Origin of the sequence: Paenibacillus sp. MSJ-34, from assembly GCF_018918005.1 — a bacterium.
In the GTDB taxonomy this organism is placed as follows: domain Bacteria; phylum Bacillota; class Bacilli; order Paenibacillales; family Paenibacillaceae; genus MSJ-34.
Genome location: NZ_JAHLPR010000032.1, coordinates 14434 through 32623, shown reverse-complemented (window position 1 = coordinate 32623; position 18190 = coordinate 14434). Strand labels below are relative to the sequence as shown.

Below are 18190 nucleotides of genomic sequence, written 5' to 3'. Positions count from 1 at the left end.
CGCAAAGTTTTGCAATCTCTATATGGCATGCCGCCAACGTTACTTATTCACCGTTCCAAGTTCTTTGTCCAAATATTGGCGAACCGAGGCTTCGAAGCTGCGCAGGACGTCCGGCAGTTCCTCAAGCAGCGGATGGCGCTCTTCGCCGTTCCAAGCATAATAGTCCTGCACCAGCGGCCTGCGCAAGCGCACCAGCTCTGTTAGCGGTTGCAACAAATCTGAAGGAAATACGCCTTCCTCCCCGATAATTTCCACAATATCTTCATAACTGCTGGCGTCCCGCATAATAAATCCGTCAATCAAATAGCTGCCTACGTCCGTCACGATTTCGATTGCCAAATGCAACGCTCGTTCTTGAGCGAGTCCGATCAGTTTGCCGCCGTCCCATTCCGCCATAATCGTTTGCATCGCTTCCACAATGCCCGGGATGCAGCGCAGCCGAAGTTCAATTTGTTCCTGATTTACGTAATACAAGGAGTTCCCTCCGCAACTGTCATTTATTTTTTTTCGCCTTGCGCTTTAACCATACGATCGTTACTGCAAACGTAATAACAACCACAAATAAAACCAAAAACGCTTGTCCTAAATCTTCGCTCAACTTGGTCCCTTCTTTCCTAGCTTTCGAAATCCACGCTTACCGAGCTTTCGCGAACGGTCGCCATATGCTCGATGACTTTGACATGTTCCGGGTGAACCTGGTACGCTTCCAACGCCGCAAGCGATTCGAATTTCGTAATTAAGGCAATATCGTAAGAGCGCTCGCTGTGCAGCACGTCGATGCCTACTTCCAATTCCAGCAATTCCGGGATTTGTCCGCGCATGGCATTCAGAACGTCCGCTGTCTTCCGCACGCTCTCGGGGCTGCGATCCTTTAACTTAAAAAATACGATATGGGTTATCATCTCATTATCCCCCTCATATTGACGCATTATTTTAATTGTACTCATAGTAGCGAATCATCTCAACCGGAATATGTAAATCCGCACTGATTTTATCGGCAATTTGACAAATCGATGAACAATTGGAGCCGACTCAAGCTCATACCGGAATCGGCATTCGATAGAACGAGAAACGCTTGCAATTTGGTCTGATTCGTCAATTAATTAACGATCTTTTTGTTTCAGCGCGGAGATAAGTTGTTTCACTTTATCCGGCAACGGAAGCCCGATTCTGCCGTAATTTTCGGTAATCGATATGAGCTCGTTCGCCAAATAAAAATAAATGGCGCCGGACATAATGACATCGGTGTGAAACAGCAAATCCATATGATGCGCCAACATGATGATCAATAGCATTAACGCTTTTTTGGCAAGCCCCCAAAATCCGACCTGGCTGTTCAGTCCGCTTCCTTCTTTCACCGATGCCGCAATGCCGCTGAAATAATCGATCGCAATCGTGATGAGAAAAATGGTGAGCAACTGGTTCCACTCGCCGAAAGCGAACGTCGCGGCAGCCCCGATGAATCCGCATATCGTGTTGAAAATGGTCTGATTCATTTCCCTCCTCCTTTGCCGCGTTTATCATATTCTATGAAGAAATGATAGATTGGGTGAGGGCAAACAAAAGAAACTGCCGTATCGTGCGATACGGCAGTTTGCGGACCAACAAATCGATTAGGACTTAAAAAAATTCGGCAAATAGTTGCGGTTAGCTTCCAACATTTCGAATAACATTTCCTTGGCTGCATTCACGGATGGAACGAGCGGATGATGGGCCAACGCTTGAAGCGCGATTCCCCGATCGCCCGTCACGGCCGCTTCGATCGTCAACTGTTCGTATGTTTTGACGGCATGCAGCAGCCCTTTCACATGTTCCGGCACGGTTACCGGCGGAATCGGCAGCGGCCCGTGCCCCGTCACGACGCAATTGACTTCAATGCTGGCATCGGCGGGAAGGAAGTCGTAAATGCCGCCGTTCGCTACGTTCAACGTTTGGATATCGCGGGCATCGTTATACAACGAATACATCAAGTTGACCGCCGCTTCGGAATAATACGCCCCGCCCCGCTGTTCCAACTGCTTCGGCTTCTCCTGCAAATTTTCGTCCTTGTACAATTCGAACAGCTCTTTCTCGACGCGGCTGACGACTTCGGCGCGGGTGCCGCTTTTCTCCAGCGATTCGCTCATGTCTTTATACATTTCGTTAGTCATATAATAATATTTCAAATAATAGGTAGGAATAGCGCGCAAAGATTGGAGAAATTCCGGATCCCAGTCGAGCGCGGACACGTTTTTGGCCGAATACTGCTTATTCGGATCGAGCAATTCGTCCAGTTTGTCCTCCCCGTTCACATACGCGGCCGTAACCCAATGCATATGGTTAATGCCGACGAATTCCGGAAGGACTTCCTTTTGGCTAACCCCATACGTTTTCGCCAAATACTTCTGGAAATTGATAGGGGAATTGCACAATCCGATCGATCGAACTTTGGAATGCTTGGCGACCGCTTCCGTCACGATTCCGGCCGGATTGGTAAAGTTCAACATCCATGCGTTCGGCGCCAACTCTTCAATATCCCGGCATATGTCCAGAATAACCGGAACGGTGCGCAGCGCCTTCATCATTCCGCCCGGGCCGGTCGTTTCTTGACCGATCATCCCGTATTTGATCGGGATATGCTCGTCGCGTTTGCGCGCTTCCAGCAATCCGACGCGAATTTGGGTCGTGACGAAATCCGCATCTCGGATCGCTTCGCGGCGGTTTAGCGACAAATGGACTTCCATCGGCAGGCCCGCCTTTTTGACCATCCGTTTAGCCAAATTGCCGACGATTTCGAGCTTATGCTGTCCTTCCTCGATATCGACAAGCCAAAGCTCGCGAATCGGCATCTCGCTATATTTCTGAATAAATCCCTCGACAATTTCCGGCGTATAAGAAGATCCACCGCCGATCACCGCAATTTTCAAACCGGATTGATTACTCATCTGTCATCCTCCTCAATGTTTTGTTCCAATTTCTAGCTATTTATTGGAAACTTTAAACGTTATGCTTTTGAGAGCGGCATAAGCGGCTTCATCAATGACATGGCCGCTTTCATCCATCGCGCTCATGACCGCCCCTACGACCGGTTCCATTTCGAGCTTGACGATATTGGCCTGCGGCGCAACCGAATTGACGACTCTGCGAATCGCTTCGACTAAATGCAATCCTTTGCTCTTCTGCAGGACGCTGCCTGCCAATACGACATCGAAGCTCTCGTTCTCCATATGAAGCTTGCGTATGATCGCCCGAGCCGCATTCCCCAGTTCCTCTCCTTCTTCTTCCAATATGGAAATCGCGACCGAATCGCCTTGTTCCGCCGCCTCGAATACCAATTTGCCCAAGTCGGGCGGCAACGTTTCGTGCCCGTACAGCACATCTTCATATAAGGCATCGAATGAATCGTATCCCGTTTTTTTCAAAACCATGTCGAGCAGCATCGTCGGCTCGCCGCGTCCGTCCCATGCCCGAACCGCCGAGCGGAAAGCATGAACCGCGAAATCCGATCCCGATCCTTTCCCGTCGCCGAACATATAGCCGAAACCGCCGTAGTCGGCTTGTACTCCTTGCGCGTTGCGGCCGGCGCAATTAAAGCCGGTTCCGCTAATGATAACGAGACCGTATGGATGCACCGTTCCGGCGCGCATGCCGATCATCGTATCGCAAACAATATTAAAGCGCTTAAACTCAAGGCCGGAAATAATAGGCCTTAAAATGGCCAAATCTCTTGCACGGTCCGCACCCGCCATACCGAAAAACGCGAATGTGACATCGTCCTTCGTAATATTCGCCTCTCTGAGCGCTTGGTCGCAGGCGGAATGAACGTTACGTTCGGCTTCGGCGCGATTGATTTGGTGATTCCCATTGCCGCTGTACCCCTGTCCCAGCACCCGACCGGTCTCGTCGACAATTAAGGCATGTGTTTTCGTACCACCGGCGTCAACGCCCAAAAAAATGTTCAATAGAAACTCCCCTAACTTGTCAAAGTATACAATCCGCCTAATCTGAGGGATTCAATGTTGTTATTCTATAATTAAATTACCAAGAACCTATCGGATTAAGCTACTACAAATGTATTACAAACTGATACAATCTTACTGTAATCTTCATTCATGGTGCTGGACCGCCTGGCGAATATCGGTCGGCGATTGGCCGATATGCAGCCGAAACAGCCGGTTAAAATTGGACAAATTGCGAAAACCGCAAAGCATCGATATTTCGATTATTTTACGATCCGTCGTTTTCAGCAAGTGAACGGCATGCGCAAGCCGCAATTGAATCAAATAGTCGATCGGCGAGGTGCCTACGATCTGGCTGAACAACGCACAGAAGCGCGACGGGCTTAGATGCACCAGATTGGCGAGTCTCCGAACCGTCCATGGTATCGCGATTTGCTGTTCCATAATTTGAACGACATCTTGAATTAAATCCGATCCTTGCAGTTTAAAACGCGTTTTGTTCGCTTCTTTCAAAGCGAAATACCGGTTGACTAACGCTAAAAACCGAATGAGATGCGAGCGAATGACGGAGACGAAGGAGGGAGCCTGGTTGAGAAATTCAGTGCGCATATCTTGCAAAATTTCGGCAAGTTCGATCTGCTTCGGATGAGTCCGATCCAATAAATGGGTAAATCTGATGCCCATCTCATGAAACGGCAGCAGCAATTCCGGATCGTACCGCTGTTCCGTAGCAAGCCACGACGGATCGAACATAATCACCTCGATCTCCAAATTTTCCGTTTCAAACGCGCGATGAAGGTCGTTCGAGTTAATCAGCAATATATCGCCTTTGCGGAACGAATACTTGATCCCGTTGATAAGATAGTATCCCGTCCCTTCGACAATATAATTGATTTCCAGTTCGTGATGCCGGTGCAATCGTTGAAAGAGCGGAGATACGCCGTGATTCTGCGAAATCTGGATCGGCAAGTAAGAAGGGAGCATAATATGATCTTTGGCTATCGTTGGATGCTGCCGCAACACCTTCACCCCTAACTGTATCCGCGCAAAATTACTCTTATTATACCATATAGTTGAAAGTGTTTACATTAAAAATAAGCTCGTGGAAAGCTAGTTGCCGAAATAGATCCGGTAAAAAAAAGCCCCGGGTTCGTCTTCCCGAGGCTGTCGCCGGCGTTGCGGTCCCGGCCAACCGTCAAGCAATCTATATAAAAGGGTGAGTAATGTCAGTATAGTAGCGAAACCTTAAAGACAACTTATTTCAATATTAAATGAACATAAAAATTATTCGGACGTTGCATCTGCGCATATCGAATTCAGATGATAAGTAAGCACTTCGACGATCCGCTCGCGATCCAAACGATGCGGCTCCAATAGCGCGTGCAGCGCTATTCCGTCGATTAAGGCGTACAATCTTTCGGTCTCCACCGCCTTATCCAACTCTTTGCGCAGCAAGCCGTAATAATCCAACCCTTCGATTAGCTTGCGCATACCGTTGTATATCTCGTCATGATTCGCGTCGAAAAGTTCTCCCTCGTATCTTTTATGAAAGGTGAAAGCGAACCAAACTTCCATTTCAGCCGTCTTCTGTTCGTCCGTCGGCACAAGTTCGAGCAGGATCCGCAATATTTTGTCCTTCGGAGGCAGGTCTCCTATGGCGATCTCGTTAATTCGAGCCGTCGCCTTTTCTTTTACGAGCTTCATCGCAAAAGTAAGCAGTTCGTCCTGTGTAGCAAAATAGTGGCGCAAAGCGCCTAAAGACAATCCCGCTTCCTTCGCGATATTCCGCACTGTCGCCCCTTTCATGCCCAGATTGACGATGACCCGCCACGTAGCTTCGGCAATTTCATTTCTTCTTTCTTCATGATCGACTATTTTTGGCATAGTCCTATTTTAACAAAAACGAATGAAATAATACAGTTGTGCTATTTAAAATCGGATGTTATAATAATTTTTATTTTATATAATACACATGTGCGAAAAAGGGAAGTGATGATATGAATTTTGTCGCGTGGGCGATCGTTGCCAGTGAAATCGGGTTTTGGGTCGTTATTTTATTAGGCTTGATGGTACGGTACTTGTTCAAGAAGCCTAAACTGGGACTTTTCCTGTTAGCCTTGACTCCCGTTATCGATTTGATCTTGTTGGTTGCGACAAGCGTCGATTTATACCGCGGGGCCGTTGCGACTACGCCTCATGCGATTGCCGCGGTTTATATCGGCGTATCGATCGGATTCGGCAAGAGCATGATCGCATGGGCGGACGAACGTTTTCGATATTATATCGTAAAACAAGGACCCCCGCCGACGAAACGATTCGGCATGGACTATGCCAAACATTATTTGAAGAGTTGGGGCAGGCATGTGATCTCCTATCTCATCGGTGCGGGACTGTTGGCCGGTCTCATCTATTTTATTAACGATCCTTCCCGTACCGAAGCGCTGTCCGGCGTGTTAAGAATATGGACGCTTGCGCTGGGCATCGATTTCATTATCGCGGTCTCCAATTTTATATGGCCCAAGAAATCGAAGCTTAGCTAACGGGACGACAGGCGAAACGGAACGCAAGGATAAGCGCGAATAGGCCGCAACCCCAGTTGCGGCTGACGCTTGCATTATGAATGTTCTTCCCCCTCACCCTCTCTTATCCTCCACTTCAACGCCCAATTGTCCAGTTCTTTCAAAGCCGCCTTGAAATCCATTCCTTTCTCGGTCAAGGAATATTCCACCGTTACCGGCACCGTGGGAAACACTTCGCGGCGAACGACCCCGTTCTGTTCCAATTGCCTCAACACATCCGTTAAAGATTGCGTTCTGACGATCGCCAAATCCCGATGAAGCTGTTTGAACCGCCTTTTCCCTTTCGAAAGCTCGGCAATCACTAGAAAGGCCCATTTCGCGCCAAGTATTTGCAGCACGGAACAGATGTTGGAATACCCTTGTTTTTGTTCTTCTTCCTTCCTTAATTCCATTGTATACACCACTCAATTACCAATAGTTAGTTAGTCAATTCATTTGGACAATGAACAAATCCTTTGCCTTCTTACATAATTATCGTGACCTAATTATAATACAACAAAGAGATCTCGCAATATCCATTTTCCGAAAAACAGCCATGTGCTGGCCGCGGCAACATAGAGCAGAAAGGAATTTGTCCAATGAATCGACTGTCAATTTATATACTTGCGCTTGGAGCGTTTCTAACCGCAACTTCCGAGTTGGTCGTCTCCGGCATCTTATACGTCATCGCCGAAGACCTGCATATTTCTCTCGCCCTTGCCGGCCAACTGATTACGGCTTATTCGCTTGCGTTTGCGATCGGTACGCCGATACTGGTAGCGCTCACTTCCCGTTTGGAACGCAAAAAAGTGCTCGTCGCCTCACTTCTCTTATTCATGATAGGCTGCGTCATTTCTTCCCTAAGTTCGAATATTGCGCTCTTTATGGTTTCCCGTGTCATCACGGGAATCGCTTCGGGCGTTTATCTTGTCGTCACGTTCGGCATAGCCGCCAAAATCGTGCCGCCTCACAAATTGGGAAGCGCAATCGGTACGATCGTATTCGGGTTCAGCAGCGCGCTCATCTTGGGCGTGCCGATGGGGATCGCGATCACCAATTGGTTGAGTTGGCAAGCCATATTCATCATATTATGCTTGCTAAGTTTGATCATTGCGCTGATCATTTTCCGGCTCCTCCCCACGATCGAAGGAAGCGTTCCGGTTTCGTTCCGGCAGCAATTCCAGGTGCTGGGCAGTTCCGTGATCGTATTCGGCTTATTGCTCACTTTATTCAGAGAATCGGGCGGCTCCGTCTTCGTCACCTATTTGACACCGTTTCTTCAAGACCATCTTCGCATCCATGCCGCCAACGTAAGTATCGTTATGCTTGTGTTGGGCATTGTCGGCGCAATCGGCTCGCGCGCGGGGGGGTACGGCATCGATCGATGGGGAGCGGCAAAAGTCATCGTTCTGGGAATGATCGTGCAAATTGCCGCTTTGGCGCTTCTGCCGCTGCTAACCGAAGTCCCTCTTATCGGTCTGATGTTGGTCGGCTTCGTCATGCTTTCCATGTTTACGGTCGGTCCGGCTATTCAAAGCTATTTCATTCAACAAGCCCCCCGCTCATCCGATTTGGTTCTAAGTTTAAACACATCGACAACCCATTTAGGATTGGCCATCGGAGCCGGCACGGGCGGTTTGATGGCCGACACCGCATCTACGCTCCTGTATCATCCGTTGGCGGCAGGCTTCATCGTAGCGCTTGGATTAGGGGCGGGCTTGATCGGTTTTGCGGTCGGAAACAAGCGATTACAAGCTACTACTTCGTCTCTGCGCTGAGGTGCCGAAGCAAAGCCAAAGGGCGAAGGACCGACGCAACTTGGGCGCACACGCATTTGAAAGAAAGCATATGGTATCCCATAGACGAAAGCCCATATCGAATTGGAAAGGCAGGGAATACCGTGGCGATTTCTTACATGGACTATGCTTCGCCGAACGCGCAGTTTACGTATGATTTACGCAATAACCCTTTTTTCCGCAAGGATGACCGGAATTATATCAACGCTCTTTCGATCAGGCAGCTTAACACGCTTGGAAATACATCCCTGTTGGACATTTATTTGAGCGCCGGGAACGTGATCGAACCTCATTACCACCAGAACGCGTCGGAACTGGTATACTGTATTTCCGGCGCGGCCGTCGTCTCCATACTCAATCCGTTCACGAAAGAGTTGCGCAATTATCCGATCGGGCCTAGCCAGGTGGCGAATGTACCTCAAGGCTGGTGGCATTACGAAGTGGCTACCGCCGACAATACCCACTTATTGGCCATCTTCGATGCGCCGATTCCGGAATTTATCGGCGGTTCCGACTTGCTGCGCTTAACTCCGGCAAACGTGCTTGCCCATACGTATTGCCTCGACGAGCGAAAAGTAAGGGATACGTTGGCACCCATTACGAAGACGGTGTTCATCGGCCCGCCGAGCGAGTGCAGCGTTCAACAAGCCCAAGGAGTTCCTGTGCAGCAGGCGTACCCGCAGCAGGCTTATTCGCAACAGTCATATATGCAGCAAGCTTACTCACAGCAGGCTTACCCGCAACAGGCTTACTGCAATCAACCGCAGGGATACCGCTACCGGCAGCCGACAGGCTCCTCGCGGCAGCCCGCCGTCGGCAACGGAGGGTGACCGCGCAACTCGCGGTCTGGCCCGACTTCTTATGAAATAAAGATTGCCGGAGGTCCGGTTTCGCGATATACTGAATTCAAATAAACGGTCATGAAGCACATGCCGCATGAATACTGGCGACCTTAATGAATCTAGGGTCGTTCGTATCAAGGCGGCTTTTTTGTGTTTCCGAGCGTTGAAGAAAGGAAGGAGCGATGTGGTGTCGATCATGCGGCGTTTTGAACAAACATATGAGGACTGGATACAGGCAAATATTTCGAAGGAAGAAAAATCCAGAAGGCGCGAACGGCTTGAGAAAGGACTGGGACACGGGTCGGTTGAGTTTCTCCGTTCCGTCTGGTACCCGGCTGTAGGCAACTTCAAACACCTGTATCCCGAGTGGGAGGTGCGTGACTTTAATAACGGATACCGCTACCTCGATTTTGCTTATATGCCCGGAGGAGCGAAAGGCGGAATCGAAATTCAAGGCTACGGACCGCATGCGAGAGATCTTGACGTAAGACGGTTTAAAGATTTATGCAACAGACATTGCCTGTTGGCGCTCGACGGAAGGGTTTTCTTGCCGTTGGCGTTTCCTTCAATTCAAGATGAACCCAAGCTTTGTCAGCAGCTTATTCTCACTTTTATCGGCAAATTCGTATCCACAGACGTGCCTTCGCAGCTAACTTGGTTGGAGGCGGAGACGATGCGCCTGGTGCGTCGGTTGCTGCGTCCGTTCGCGCCGCTGGAACTTGCGCGTCATCTAAGAATAAGCGACCGGCACGCCCGGCGCATCCTGCATGCCTTGGTTGATATGCAATTGCTGTACGTCGCAAGCGGGCGAGAGAGAATTCGTACCTATAAGTTGAAGGTTTGAAATGAGCTTGCCGTAACGGTCGGACTTTAGCAATCCGGACACTGGGTACGTTAATTGTGAACATTCCTCCATTCTCGGCATCTATCCGGACACAGGATCCTCTAATTGAGGTTTTAGGTAGGAAATTGCACTCTTTTGGGTCAAATAACGTATCCTGTGTCCGCGAAATTCCCAAATCCCCCCTTTTTGTCACAAACAGCGGAACGACGGTCCGCGAAGCCGCGGAGTTCCCCGCGATTTCGGTGAAAGGAGTAGAGCCTCTGCGGCTCTTCTGCGGATGCACACCAAAGAGATTTTGTTCCGTATGCTGTACTCGTTGGGTAAGGAAGAACTGGCGAACGCTCATGAAAACGACGGTTCGATCGAGATCGTATGCCATATGTGCGGAAAAAATATACGTACGGCCCGGAGCAAATTGCGGATCTCCTCCTTGCTCCGTGATGAACGTCGTTCGCGCCGAAAAGCCATAAGTACCTGAACGCCGGAAGCTGATAGCTGATGACCTCCTCCGCTTCGGGAACCGCTTCTTTGATTGTTTCCTCATTTGTTCCAAAGTGTCTTGCACCTCGTCCGGGAAGGTGGCGATATATTCGTCTACCGTTTGAAAATTGCTTTTTGCAGCGGATGCAATTACTGAGGACAACAACTGCGGAAAGAAGCAAGCAGGATCCGGAACAAGATCGGTCCCTGAACGAAATTGCTACTGAACGAGGGGGATATCGACAAAAATACTCCACAATTTACCGTTAATCGAAAGACGCTACCGGTCGGATTGCGACGCCCCTTCCCCCGATCACAGTAAAATCATGACCACCCGTTGGGCGGGTGGTCATGATTCCGAGTAAAGACGACTCGGCCCGGCAAGTCGGATGCGCCCTTCTCCATCTGTTTTCGTAACACAAGTTGTATGGAATACAACATGGTGAGGGGCAAAGGCCACAATTGGTGATCCATGTTGTACAATGTACAACATAATCGTCAATTCCATGGCAAAATGACCGGTTTTGACCCAAAAATGTTGTATATTGTACAACAGCAGCACCGAAACCCAAGATTGAAGGGGAGAAATGTTGTATATTTTACAATGAGCGATGCCTTTAATGCCGTACCTTATCCGCTTTTGGCGCCTGTTCGCGGAAATCGGACCTACAGCCGCGATTCGCAGCTTGCAGTTTCGAGTTCCGGGCTCATTCAGTGTATTTTCCAACCAATATATGCAGGTCGATCGTAATCTCGCTTACATCCCGGTCTAAATACGCATCAATGCGCGCTTGATCCCTCGACCAGGCAAGAGGGGTCATTTGAACTAACTGTTGGCGTTCGGCTTGATTCAATTTTTTCGTATCGTTGAGATGGAAAAGATGCTGCATATGAAAATGCGTTTTAAAAAGCGACACCGTATCTTCATTCGTGTACGCCCTTTTCTCATCGTCATCGTAAAGCGCTTCGCGAAGTTCCCTTAAATAATCGGGGCCGGGCACAACCTTGATGGCGAGTCCGTCCCGAACCAACATCCGCTTGAATTCCTTATAATTGGACGGAGCCAAAATATTAAGAACGATGGGAAACGATTGGTCCGCGAACGGCGATTTCGCCAAATCGCCGACAAACCAAATCGAACGATCGTATCTTTTGGAAGCCATTATGATGCCTTCCTTTGAAATGTCGAGACCGACGCCTGTTACTTCCGGATTGTCGCATTCGTCCAATATTTTGTATAAATGAGAACCTTCCCCGCAGCCCAAATCCGCAACCAGGCAAGGATTCGCGGCATCCGCATATTCCTTGATCGCTTTCCCGACCGTCTTATGCATCGAAGCGTATAACCCGGTTTCCACAACAATTTTATGCCTTGCTTCGAACAGTTCCTTCTTATAATTGCCGGCAGAAGGACGGGGCAACAAATTGACATATCCCTGTTTTGTAAAATCGAACGTATGGTTGTTAGGACATACGAGACTCTTCAGCCCGGCGACCTTCATTGGATTTTCGCAATGCGGGCATCTCAATGCCGATTCAAATCTGCTCACGAGCTTCGCGCTGTTTGTCATTTTGGACATTTGTACCACTTCCTATTGCAAATATGATATGATCGGGCTAAGTTATTGGAGGGGATAATATGATAACGAATATCGCCGGACCTATTCTCGAAGGATAGCGCCTGCTGGTCCATAAACCGCGTATTTTCCTTCGCCAAAGAAGGAGCAAGCATCCATGTTACATTATACTATAACTGAACTGACAGATCATTCAAACGAACAAATCGACGCTATCGCTCGGCTCGAGCAACGATGTAAACAATTTGAACCAATAAACGTTAGCGTCGGCATCGAACATCTCGGAAAAGAAGGCGGAGACCGCGCAATTCTATGTTACCGTCAGGATGAGGTCATCGGTGTTCGTTTGGTACACTTCCGACGGCATCATCGCAAATGTCAATGCGACGGTTCATCCGGACTACCGCCGTCAAGGCGTGTTTCGCAGCATGCTGCAGCGCGCCCGGGAAGATATGAAGCTGCAAAGGCTGCAAACGATCTGCTATCGGATCCCTTCCGGTTCCGACTCTGGTTTCGGCTGCGTACAGTCTCTGGGAGCAGGCTTCAACAGATCGGAATACTCGATGACGATTGCCCATTTGCGAACCGCGCAACCCCATCATTCGGATATAGGCTTGCGCCCCGCGCAACCTGCAGACTTGGAGTTTATCGTATCATGCTTATCCCAAGCTTTCGGCGATTCGGAGTCATGGACGCGCGAATATTGGGCCCGCACGAATAAGCCCGGCCGTATGAACTATATCGCTTTGGCGAACCATACGGGGTCGGCCTGATTCGCGTTAATGCCTTGCAGCCGACTGCCGCGATCATACATGACTTTTGCATCCTGCCGTCCCGCCAAGGGAAAGGGCTTGGACGTGACGTTCTGGCACAGACGGTGAGTCTTCTGTTGGAGGAAGGGTTCGCGCAGATCCGTTTAAGCGTCGTTACCGTTAATGACCGTGCTTTGCATCTATACCGCAACGTCGGGTTTGAGGTTCGATCCGAGTTCCAATACTACATTGGCGATCTGTAACGACGAAGTCTATATGAATGAAGAGCATCCCGATCCAAGAGGGATGCTCTCTACTATTGCGGGGAAAAGAGGGAAATTGGGGTAACTGACCCAACAACTCATTAGATGGAGGGGTAGACGTATGCAAAATCATATCGTTACGTCAGGCAATTTGCTCAACGACGACGGTTCCCTCGCGCAGAAAGGCTATTCGCCTTCGCCGAGCATGCAGTCAATCATTGGTAGATGGGCAGTTCGCATGGGTCAGTTTACTTCCAGCCACTTGCCGATGACCTGTACAAGTTTGTCTCTTTTGGCAATTACATCATTCATATCGTACAGCTTCGCCGTCGCCCGATCGGCGGCGGCCCATTCCAGCAACCCTGTCGTATCTTCGAACAGCGGTTCCTTGCCCGCCCGTTTCTTCACTTTTGCTCCGCAATGAAAGACAAGGAGAAGGTAGTCTTTGCTTCGCAAATTGAACGTCACCCGGTCCTCCCCTTGATAATGGAAGCTCGGCGCATTCCATTTTATATGCTCCTTCAGCTCCGGGTGGGCGTTCGCAATGATTTGCCGGACTTCCTCGATTTCCCGTTTAAGCGGGTGTTCGAGATGCTTCATAAACTCCGCTACCAGCTCTGAATCGGACCGTTTCGCCGCTTTTGCCATACAAAATCCCCCTTATCCTTATTTTCATAACTTTATCATAGAACAATGCAATGAAATTCTTTTATATTGCTAATTTTCTTTGAGTCCATTTCATCATTCGCCACCGTTGATGCAACTGGCTTTATTACGCGTATCGGAGGGGGAGCTCCCTATTTCGAAGGCGATCCGCGCGGCCCTACGCTTCTTGTTCGGCGCTAACGAAACTAACAATCCTTATTAGGCTCAAAATGACGACGTTCCAATCCTAACGAAAGCAGGTATCGTTATTCCTCGGAAATCGGCTGTCTTAACGCCTTTTTCCCTTCATTAGCGTGTTTCCGTTTCGTTGCGCCAGCAATCAGATGATTTAGCAGGCATTAGCGTTTGGAAGTTTCGTTAGCTCGCTCGACGGACCGTCAGCCGCGCAGCTATTATGCAATTGACTCTTTTCGCAGGAATTGGTATTGGCCGCGGTGAGTTGCCGGCCCAGCCAATCACGCATGACAACTTCCATGAAATCGAATCCGCAGCCTTTTTCGATGCATCGCCAGTGTTTTCGCAGCGCTCATTCTTCAACGTTGTCCGGCGGCGGGCATTTGCCTCGCCTTATTCGCGAAAAAAAGCAACCATTCAAGATTGCGTTTCATATCGTAGCAAGTGGACCGGCGTGGTATCCGCAAGCTCCTAGATTGTCGTATGCATCCCGAACGCATCCGCGATCAGCTCATACGAGCGAATGCGCGCTTGCGGGTCGTGAATCGGACTGTTGATCAATATCTCGCCGACGTTGTAGTCTTGCCCCATTTGAAGCAGTTGCTCCTTCACCTGAGCCGGCGTGCCGATTAAGCGCCGTTGGCGAATTTGTTCAATCGCCAGCAAGTCTATGTCCGTATACGGGTACTCGATTGCCGTCTGGACGGAAGGCAGGTAAGGCATTTCCATGCCGGTCCGGATGCCGAGAAACAACAAATCGCTGCTCTTGGACAAGCGATTCGCCTCTTCTTCCGTCTCCGCACAGATGGCGAGTACGGCAATCATCGAACGCGGCCGTTCTTCCAAAAGGCCGTTTCGCTCAAAATGCTCGTTATAGTACTTCGTCGCCTCCTGTCCTCCCGGCGTGCCGAAGAACTCTGCGAATGCGTACGAGGTGCCAAGCTGCGCCGCGATTCTTGCGCTCTCGCCGCTCGAGCCCAGCAGCCAAATCTCAGGCGCGGTCGGAATGGACGGAACAGCCAACAGCTTCTCAAACCGGTGACCTGCGGGCATCGCTTCATGCAGGTATCCGATTAGATCAAGCACCTGATTGGGGTATTTGTTGACGTCCACGTATTTGTCCTGCTGCAGCGCTCTTGTCGCAAGCGGCATGCCGCCGGGCGCGCGCCCGAGGCCAAGATCGATGCGGCCGGGATGAAGCGCTTCAAGCAGGCGAAAATTCTCGGCAACCTTATACGCGCTGTAATGCGGGAGCATGATGCCGCCCGAACCGACGCGAATGCGGGAAGTTGCAGCCGCCAAGTGGGCGACCAGCACCTCCGGGCTTGAGAAAGCGAGGGCCGGCATGGAATGGTGCTCGGACACCCAGTAACGGGAGTAACCGAGCTTCTCCGTCTCTTGAGCGAGACGCGTCGCTTCCTGCAGCGCTTCTGCCGCGCTGCGGCCTTCGCTGACGTATACCTGGTCAAGAATACCCAATTTGATATGAGACCGATTATCTATACTCAACATTGTCCCCTCCATCGCTGATATATTTCAATTGTACGATTGATTAAACTTGCTTAAGAGTTGTCCGAATCTTTGGCATTCTTCATCAGTCCAGTCTTTTAATAAATGCTTCATTCGGGCCAACCTCGCCTTCCTGTGCTCCGCTAATTCCTTAGCGCCCAGATCGGTGATTTGAAAGGAGAAAGCCCTGCCGTCCACCGGATCGGGAATTTTGTACACATATCCTTTTTGCTCCAAAGCTGCGGCTTGTCTGCTGACCGTGGATATATCCAGGCGGAATTCATCCGCCAATGCCTTAACTCCGGCAGAACCATGGGCAGATAATTGCTGCAGCAACAAATATGCGGATCGATCGAGAGTTCCCACTCTTTTCTCGGATGAGATGGACGTGATCCGACGAATCAAAATCGCCAACTCAAGCTCGATATCTTTCAGTGACTGTTCATCCATTATTTTACCACCACACTACAATCTTTTATTTGCTATGGAATCATCGTAACACATCGCCAGCGCTTTTCAAATCACGCCCTCCATCGGCAATTCAAATTGACAACATCCGATATCGTTGTATAATACATTTATGTAGTTTCATCATACAAGTAGTTTGAAAATCAGCAATAAGAAGAGGAGTTAATAAATATGTCTTCAATAACGCCAAACCATGCATCGCCCGCATTAAAAACAAATTCATCCGCACGGGAAAAAGAAGGCTTGGCCAAGCAGCCGCGAAGCGTGTGGGCTGTCTTCTTTGCCTGTATTATCGCTTTTATGGGGCTTGGGCTCGTCGACCCGATATTGCCTGCGATCGCTCAACAGTTGAATGCTTCCCAAAGTCAAGTCACCTTGCTGTTCACCAGCTACAATGCCGTGATGGCGGCAGCGATGCTGATCACCGGCGCCATCTCGTCGAGACTCGGGATCAAGCGGACTCTGCTTGCCGGCATTGTCATTATTGCCGTCTTTTCGGCGCTCGGAGGGTTTTCCAACGGCATTTGGGAACTGGTCGGACTAAGAGGCGGCTGGGGGTTGGGAAACGCGCTGTTTGTCGCCACGGCTTTAACCGCAATCGTAACCCTGTCCAATTCCGGTACGGCGAAAGCGATTATTCTGTACGAAGCTGCGATCGGTCTTGGCATCTCCATCGGGCCGCTGCTCGGAGGCGAACTGGGGGCTATTTCATGGCGAGGTCCGTTCCTGGGTGTCGCGACGTTGATGGTGATTGCCTTTGCCGGTCTGGTTTTGATGATGCCGACATCCAAGACCCCGCAAGTTGCCAAAGCAAAAACCTCCTTGCTCGACCCTTTCCGGGCCATGCGGCATCGTTCCTTGGTTGTTTTCGGAATAACCGCTTGTTTGTACAATTTTGGCTTCTTCACCTTGCTCGCTTACGCCCCTTTCGTCATGAACCTGGATGAACATGGGCTGGGCTATGTCTTTTTGGGATGGGGCATATTGCTGGCTCTCACGTCCGTGTTTATGGCGCCGAAACTGCAGCAAAGATTCGGGACGGTCGCATCCATGTGCGCCATGCTGTTCTTGTTCGCTCTCGTTCTGCTGGCGATGGGAATCTGGACTTCGACGCAGTGGGTCGTCATCGCCGCAGTCATTGTTGCCGGAGCTTTGCTGGGGAATAACAATACGCTCATCACGACAGCCGTTATGAACGCCGCTCCTGTAGAGCGCTCGACAGCCTCTGCGGCGTACAGCTTCCTGCGTTTTCTCGGCGGCGCTGTCGCTCCGTTTTTTGCGGGAAAATTGGCGGAATGGTTCAATCCGCATGTTCCGTTCATCGTCGGCGCAGGGTTTGTCATGGTATCGGTGTTGTTCATCTTCCTCAATCGGAAGCACGTGAAGCATGTCGACCGAGCAGGATCCGGGCATTAAAAAAATCCGCCTTGATACACACATCTTTTTTAGATTGGTCGTTGTATTAAGGCGGTTTTTTTGAAACCATTTCCTACATTAAGTTATAATTAAATCCATGGAGAAGGGAGAGTTGCACGAATGGAACTTGCCTTTACAAGAGTGGCGACAGAGGAAGACGTCGAGCTTTTAGCCCGGTTGGCATCGGAAATTTGGAATGAATATTTTATTAGCATTATATCAAAAGAACAGATCGACTATATGCTCGGCAAATTTCAATCCGTTCAGGCCGTTATGAAAACGATTGCTGTTTATGAGAAAAAAGGATTTCGGACGGTACGAACTCAAGTAGCGGATATAGGCAACGGTTTTGTGATGGACGATCATGTCATGGAAAAAGAAATTGTGATGTAAACGAAGCCGTCGGTCCCCCTCTATGCCGCATGGAGAACCGACGCAGACGTTCCGTTTTTTCTATTGCAGCGTGCTTAATTTTTCAATCGCTTGTTGTTCGGTCGGCAAGAAAAAGATATGGCTTCCTTTGTTGCATTCATAGATGAAGTCTCTCAAGCTTTGGCTTGAATACACGGAAAAATCTCCAACAATAGCAACCTTCACGCGATAAGTGACGAACTTCTGAAGAATCTCGCCCGCAAGCCGCGTTTTCAAATCGAAAAAGCTCTCGCTAAACAAGGATTTGTTGATAACGATACGATCGCACCCTGTTTCATATTGTACGCTTGCCATAAGATCCATTGCCGATTGAACATCCTCGATTGCGATTTCGCTGCCGCTCGCGACGGCAATATGTTTCCCGCCTGCTTCCACCTTTGTAATATTCATAGTCACCCTCCTACAAGTTTTGCGAACCGTAACGCGCGCGAATCAACAGATAAAAGACGGTGCAGCCATTCTCGGCCGCGCCTTG

Annotated in this window: 22 protein-coding genes; 9 read left to right on the top strand and 13 right to left on the bottom strand. The window is 49.7% G+C overall.

Features of this window, described 5'->3' with window-relative positions:
* Nucleotides 1–39: 39 nt before the first annotated feature.
* From KQI79_RS16760 to KQI79_RS16730, 7 genes are all read right to left on the bottom strand, one after another.
* Nucleotides 40–474 (bottom strand): DUF86 domain-containing protein, encoded by a 435-nt coding sequence (locus tag KQI79_RS16760; protein ID WP_216539425.1) that lies wholly within the window; start codon nucleotides 472–474, stop codon nucleotides 40–42.
* Nucleotides 475–614: 140 nt separating this feature from the next.
* Nucleotides 615–902 carry a Dabb family protein gene (locus KQI79_RS16755; RefSeq protein WP_216539424.1) on the bottom strand — a complete coding sequence of 96 codons (288 nt, stop codon included), beginning with the start codon at nucleotides 900–902 and terminating at the stop codon, nucleotides 615–617.
* Between the two features lie 201 nt (nucleotides 903–1103).
* A complete protein-coding gene (locus KQI79_RS16750; RefSeq protein WP_216539423.1) occupies nucleotides 1104–1496 on the bottom strand; it encodes a phage holin family protein in 393 nt (130 codons plus the stop codon).
* A gap of 117 nt (nucleotides 1497–1613) precedes the next feature.
* Complete coding sequence (locus KQI79_RS16745; protein ID WP_216539422.1) at nucleotides 1614–2924, bottom strand: 6-phospho-beta-glucosidase; 1311 nt, start codon at nucleotides 2922–2924, stop codon at nucleotides 1614–1616.
* A 36-nt stretch (nucleotides 2925–2960) separates the two neighbouring features.
* Nucleotides 2961–3941 carry an N-acetylglucosamine kinase gene (locus tag KQI79_RS16740; RefSeq protein ID WP_216539421.1) on the bottom strand — a complete coding sequence of 327 codons (981 nt, stop codon included), beginning with the start codon at nucleotides 3939–3941 and terminating at the stop codon, nucleotides 2961–2963.
* Between the two features lie 144 nt (nucleotides 3942–4085).
* On the bottom strand, nucleotides 4086–4961 hold the full coding sequence (locus KQI79_RS16735) for an AraC family transcriptional regulator (protein WP_216539482.1): 876 nt from the start codon (nucleotides 4959–4961) through the stop codon (nucleotides 4086–4088).
* 261 nt (nucleotides 4962–5222) lie between these two features.
* Complete coding sequence (locus tag KQI79_RS16730) at nucleotides 5223–5822, bottom strand: TetR/AcrR family transcriptional regulator (RefSeq protein ID WP_216539419.1); 600 nt, start codon at nucleotides 5820–5822, stop codon at nucleotides 5223–5225.
* A 113-nt stretch (nucleotides 5823–5935) separates the two neighbouring features.
* Here KQI79_RS16730 and KQI79_RS16725 point away from each other — a divergent pair, with 113 nt between their 5' ends.
* Nucleotides 5936–6478, top strand: a complete 543-nt coding sequence (locus KQI79_RS16725; protein WP_216539418.1) for a hypothetical protein — start codon at nucleotides 5936–5938, stop codon at nucleotides 6476–6478.
* A 74-nt stretch (nucleotides 6479–6552) separates the two neighbouring features.
* Here the strand turns inward: KQI79_RS16725 and KQI79_RS16720 are convergent, their stop codons facing one another.
* Nucleotides 6553–6909: a winged helix-turn-helix transcriptional regulator gene (locus tag KQI79_RS16720; RefSeq protein WP_216539417.1), complete on the bottom strand. Its 357-nt coding sequence runs from the start codon at nucleotides 6907–6909 to the stop codon at nucleotides 6553–6555.
* Nucleotides 6910–7095: 186 nt separating this feature from the next.
* Between KQI79_RS16720 and KQI79_RS16715 the strand changes: the two genes are divergently transcribed.
* The 4 genes from KQI79_RS16715 to KQI79_RS28305 all read left to right on the top strand — a co-directional run bounded on the left by KQI79_RS16715 (nucleotide 7096) and on the right by KQI79_RS28305 (nucleotide 10456).
* Nucleotides 7096–8274, top strand: coding sequence for an MFS transporter (locus tag KQI79_RS16715; protein WP_216539416.1), 1179 nt, complete (start codon nucleotides 7096–7098; stop codon nucleotides 8272–8274).
* A 122-nt stretch (nucleotides 8275–8396) separates the two neighbouring features.
* On the top strand, nucleotides 8397–9122 hold the full coding sequence (locus KQI79_RS16710) for a cupin domain-containing protein (RefSeq protein ID WP_216539415.1): 726 nt from the start codon (nucleotides 8397–8399) through the stop codon (nucleotides 9120–9122).
* Between the two features lie 208 nt (nucleotides 9123–9330).
* The gene (locus KQI79_RS16705; RefSeq protein ID WP_216539481.1) at nucleotides 9331–9978 is read left to right on the top strand and encodes a transcriptional regulator; all 648 of its coding nucleotides are present in this window, start codon (nucleotides 9331–9333) and stop codon (nucleotides 9976–9978) included.
* 277 nt (nucleotides 9979–10255) lie between these two features.
* Nucleotides 10256–10456, top strand: coding sequence for an Hsp33 family molecular chaperone HslO (locus KQI79_RS28305; RefSeq protein ID WP_367398210.1), 201 nt, complete (start codon nucleotides 10256–10258; stop codon nucleotides 10454–10456).
* Between the two features lie 709 nt (nucleotides 10457–11165).
* On the opposite strand, the gene KQI79_RS16695 is transcribed toward KQI79_RS28305, so the two are convergent.
* Nucleotides 11166–12038 (bottom strand): putative RNA methyltransferase, encoded by an 873-nt coding sequence (locus KQI79_RS16695; protein ID WP_216539413.1) that lies wholly within the window; start codon nucleotides 12036–12038, stop codon nucleotides 11166–11168.
* A 335-nt stretch (nucleotides 12039–12373) separates the two neighbouring features.
* Between KQI79_RS16695 and KQI79_RS16690 the strand changes: the two genes are divergently transcribed.
* Both KQI79_RS16690 and KQI79_RS16685 read left to right on the top strand, forming a co-directional pair.
* Nucleotides 12374–12808, top strand: coding sequence for a GNAT family N-acetyltransferase (locus KQI79_RS16690; protein WP_216539411.1), 435 nt, complete (start codon nucleotides 12374–12376; stop codon nucleotides 12806–12808).
* A 14-nt stretch (nucleotides 12809–12822) separates the two neighbouring features.
* Nucleotides 12823–13050 carry a GNAT family N-acetyltransferase gene (locus KQI79_RS16685; RefSeq protein ID WP_216539410.1) on the top strand — a complete coding sequence of 76 codons (228 nt, stop codon included), beginning with the start codon at nucleotides 12823–12825 and terminating at the stop codon, nucleotides 13048–13050.
* A 243-nt stretch (nucleotides 13051–13293) separates the two neighbouring features.
* On the opposite strand, the gene KQI79_RS16680 is transcribed toward KQI79_RS16685, so the two are convergent.
* The 3 genes from KQI79_RS16680 to KQI79_RS16670 all read right to left on the bottom strand — a co-directional run bounded on the left by KQI79_RS16680 (nucleotide 13294) and on the right by KQI79_RS16670 (nucleotide 15849).
* Nucleotides 13294–13698 carry a DUF1801 domain-containing protein gene (locus KQI79_RS16680; protein ID WP_216539409.1) on the bottom strand — a complete coding sequence of 135 codons (405 nt, stop codon included), beginning with the start codon at nucleotides 13696–13698 and terminating at the stop codon, nucleotides 13294–13296.
* Between the two features lie 663 nt (nucleotides 13699–14361).
* Nucleotides 14362–15402 carry an LLM class flavin-dependent oxidoreductase gene (locus KQI79_RS16675; protein WP_216539408.1) on the bottom strand — a complete coding sequence of 347 codons (1041 nt, stop codon included), beginning with the start codon at nucleotides 15400–15402 and terminating at the stop codon, nucleotides 14362–14364.
* 24 nt (nucleotides 15403–15426) lie between these two features.
* Complete coding sequence (locus tag KQI79_RS16670; protein WP_216539407.1) at nucleotides 15427–15849, bottom strand: MarR family winged helix-turn-helix transcriptional regulator; 423 nt, start codon at nucleotides 15847–15849, stop codon at nucleotides 15427–15429.
* A gap of 189 nt (nucleotides 15850–16038) precedes the next feature.
* On the opposite strand from KQI79_RS16670, the gene KQI79_RS16665 reads away from it, so the two are divergent.
* Together KQI79_RS16665 and KQI79_RS16660 are read left to right on the top strand one after the other, a co-directional pair.
* A complete protein-coding gene (locus KQI79_RS16665; RefSeq protein ID WP_216539402.1) occupies nucleotides 16039–17283 on the top strand; it encodes an MFS transporter in 1245 nt (414 codons plus the stop codon).
* A gap of 120 nt (nucleotides 17284–17403) precedes the next feature.
* Complete coding sequence (locus KQI79_RS16660) at nucleotides 17404–17676, top strand: hypothetical protein (protein WP_216539401.1); 273 nt, start codon at nucleotides 17404–17406, stop codon at nucleotides 17674–17676.
* 60 nt (nucleotides 17677–17736) lie between these two features.
* Here KQI79_RS16660 and KQI79_RS16655 read toward each other — a convergent pair whose 3' ends face one another.
* Nucleotides 17737–18105 (bottom strand): DUF4180 domain-containing protein, encoded by a 369-nt coding sequence (locus KQI79_RS16655; RefSeq protein WP_216539399.1) that lies wholly within the window; start codon nucleotides 18103–18105, stop codon nucleotides 17737–17739.
* Nucleotides 18106–18190 lie beyond the last annotated feature (85 nt).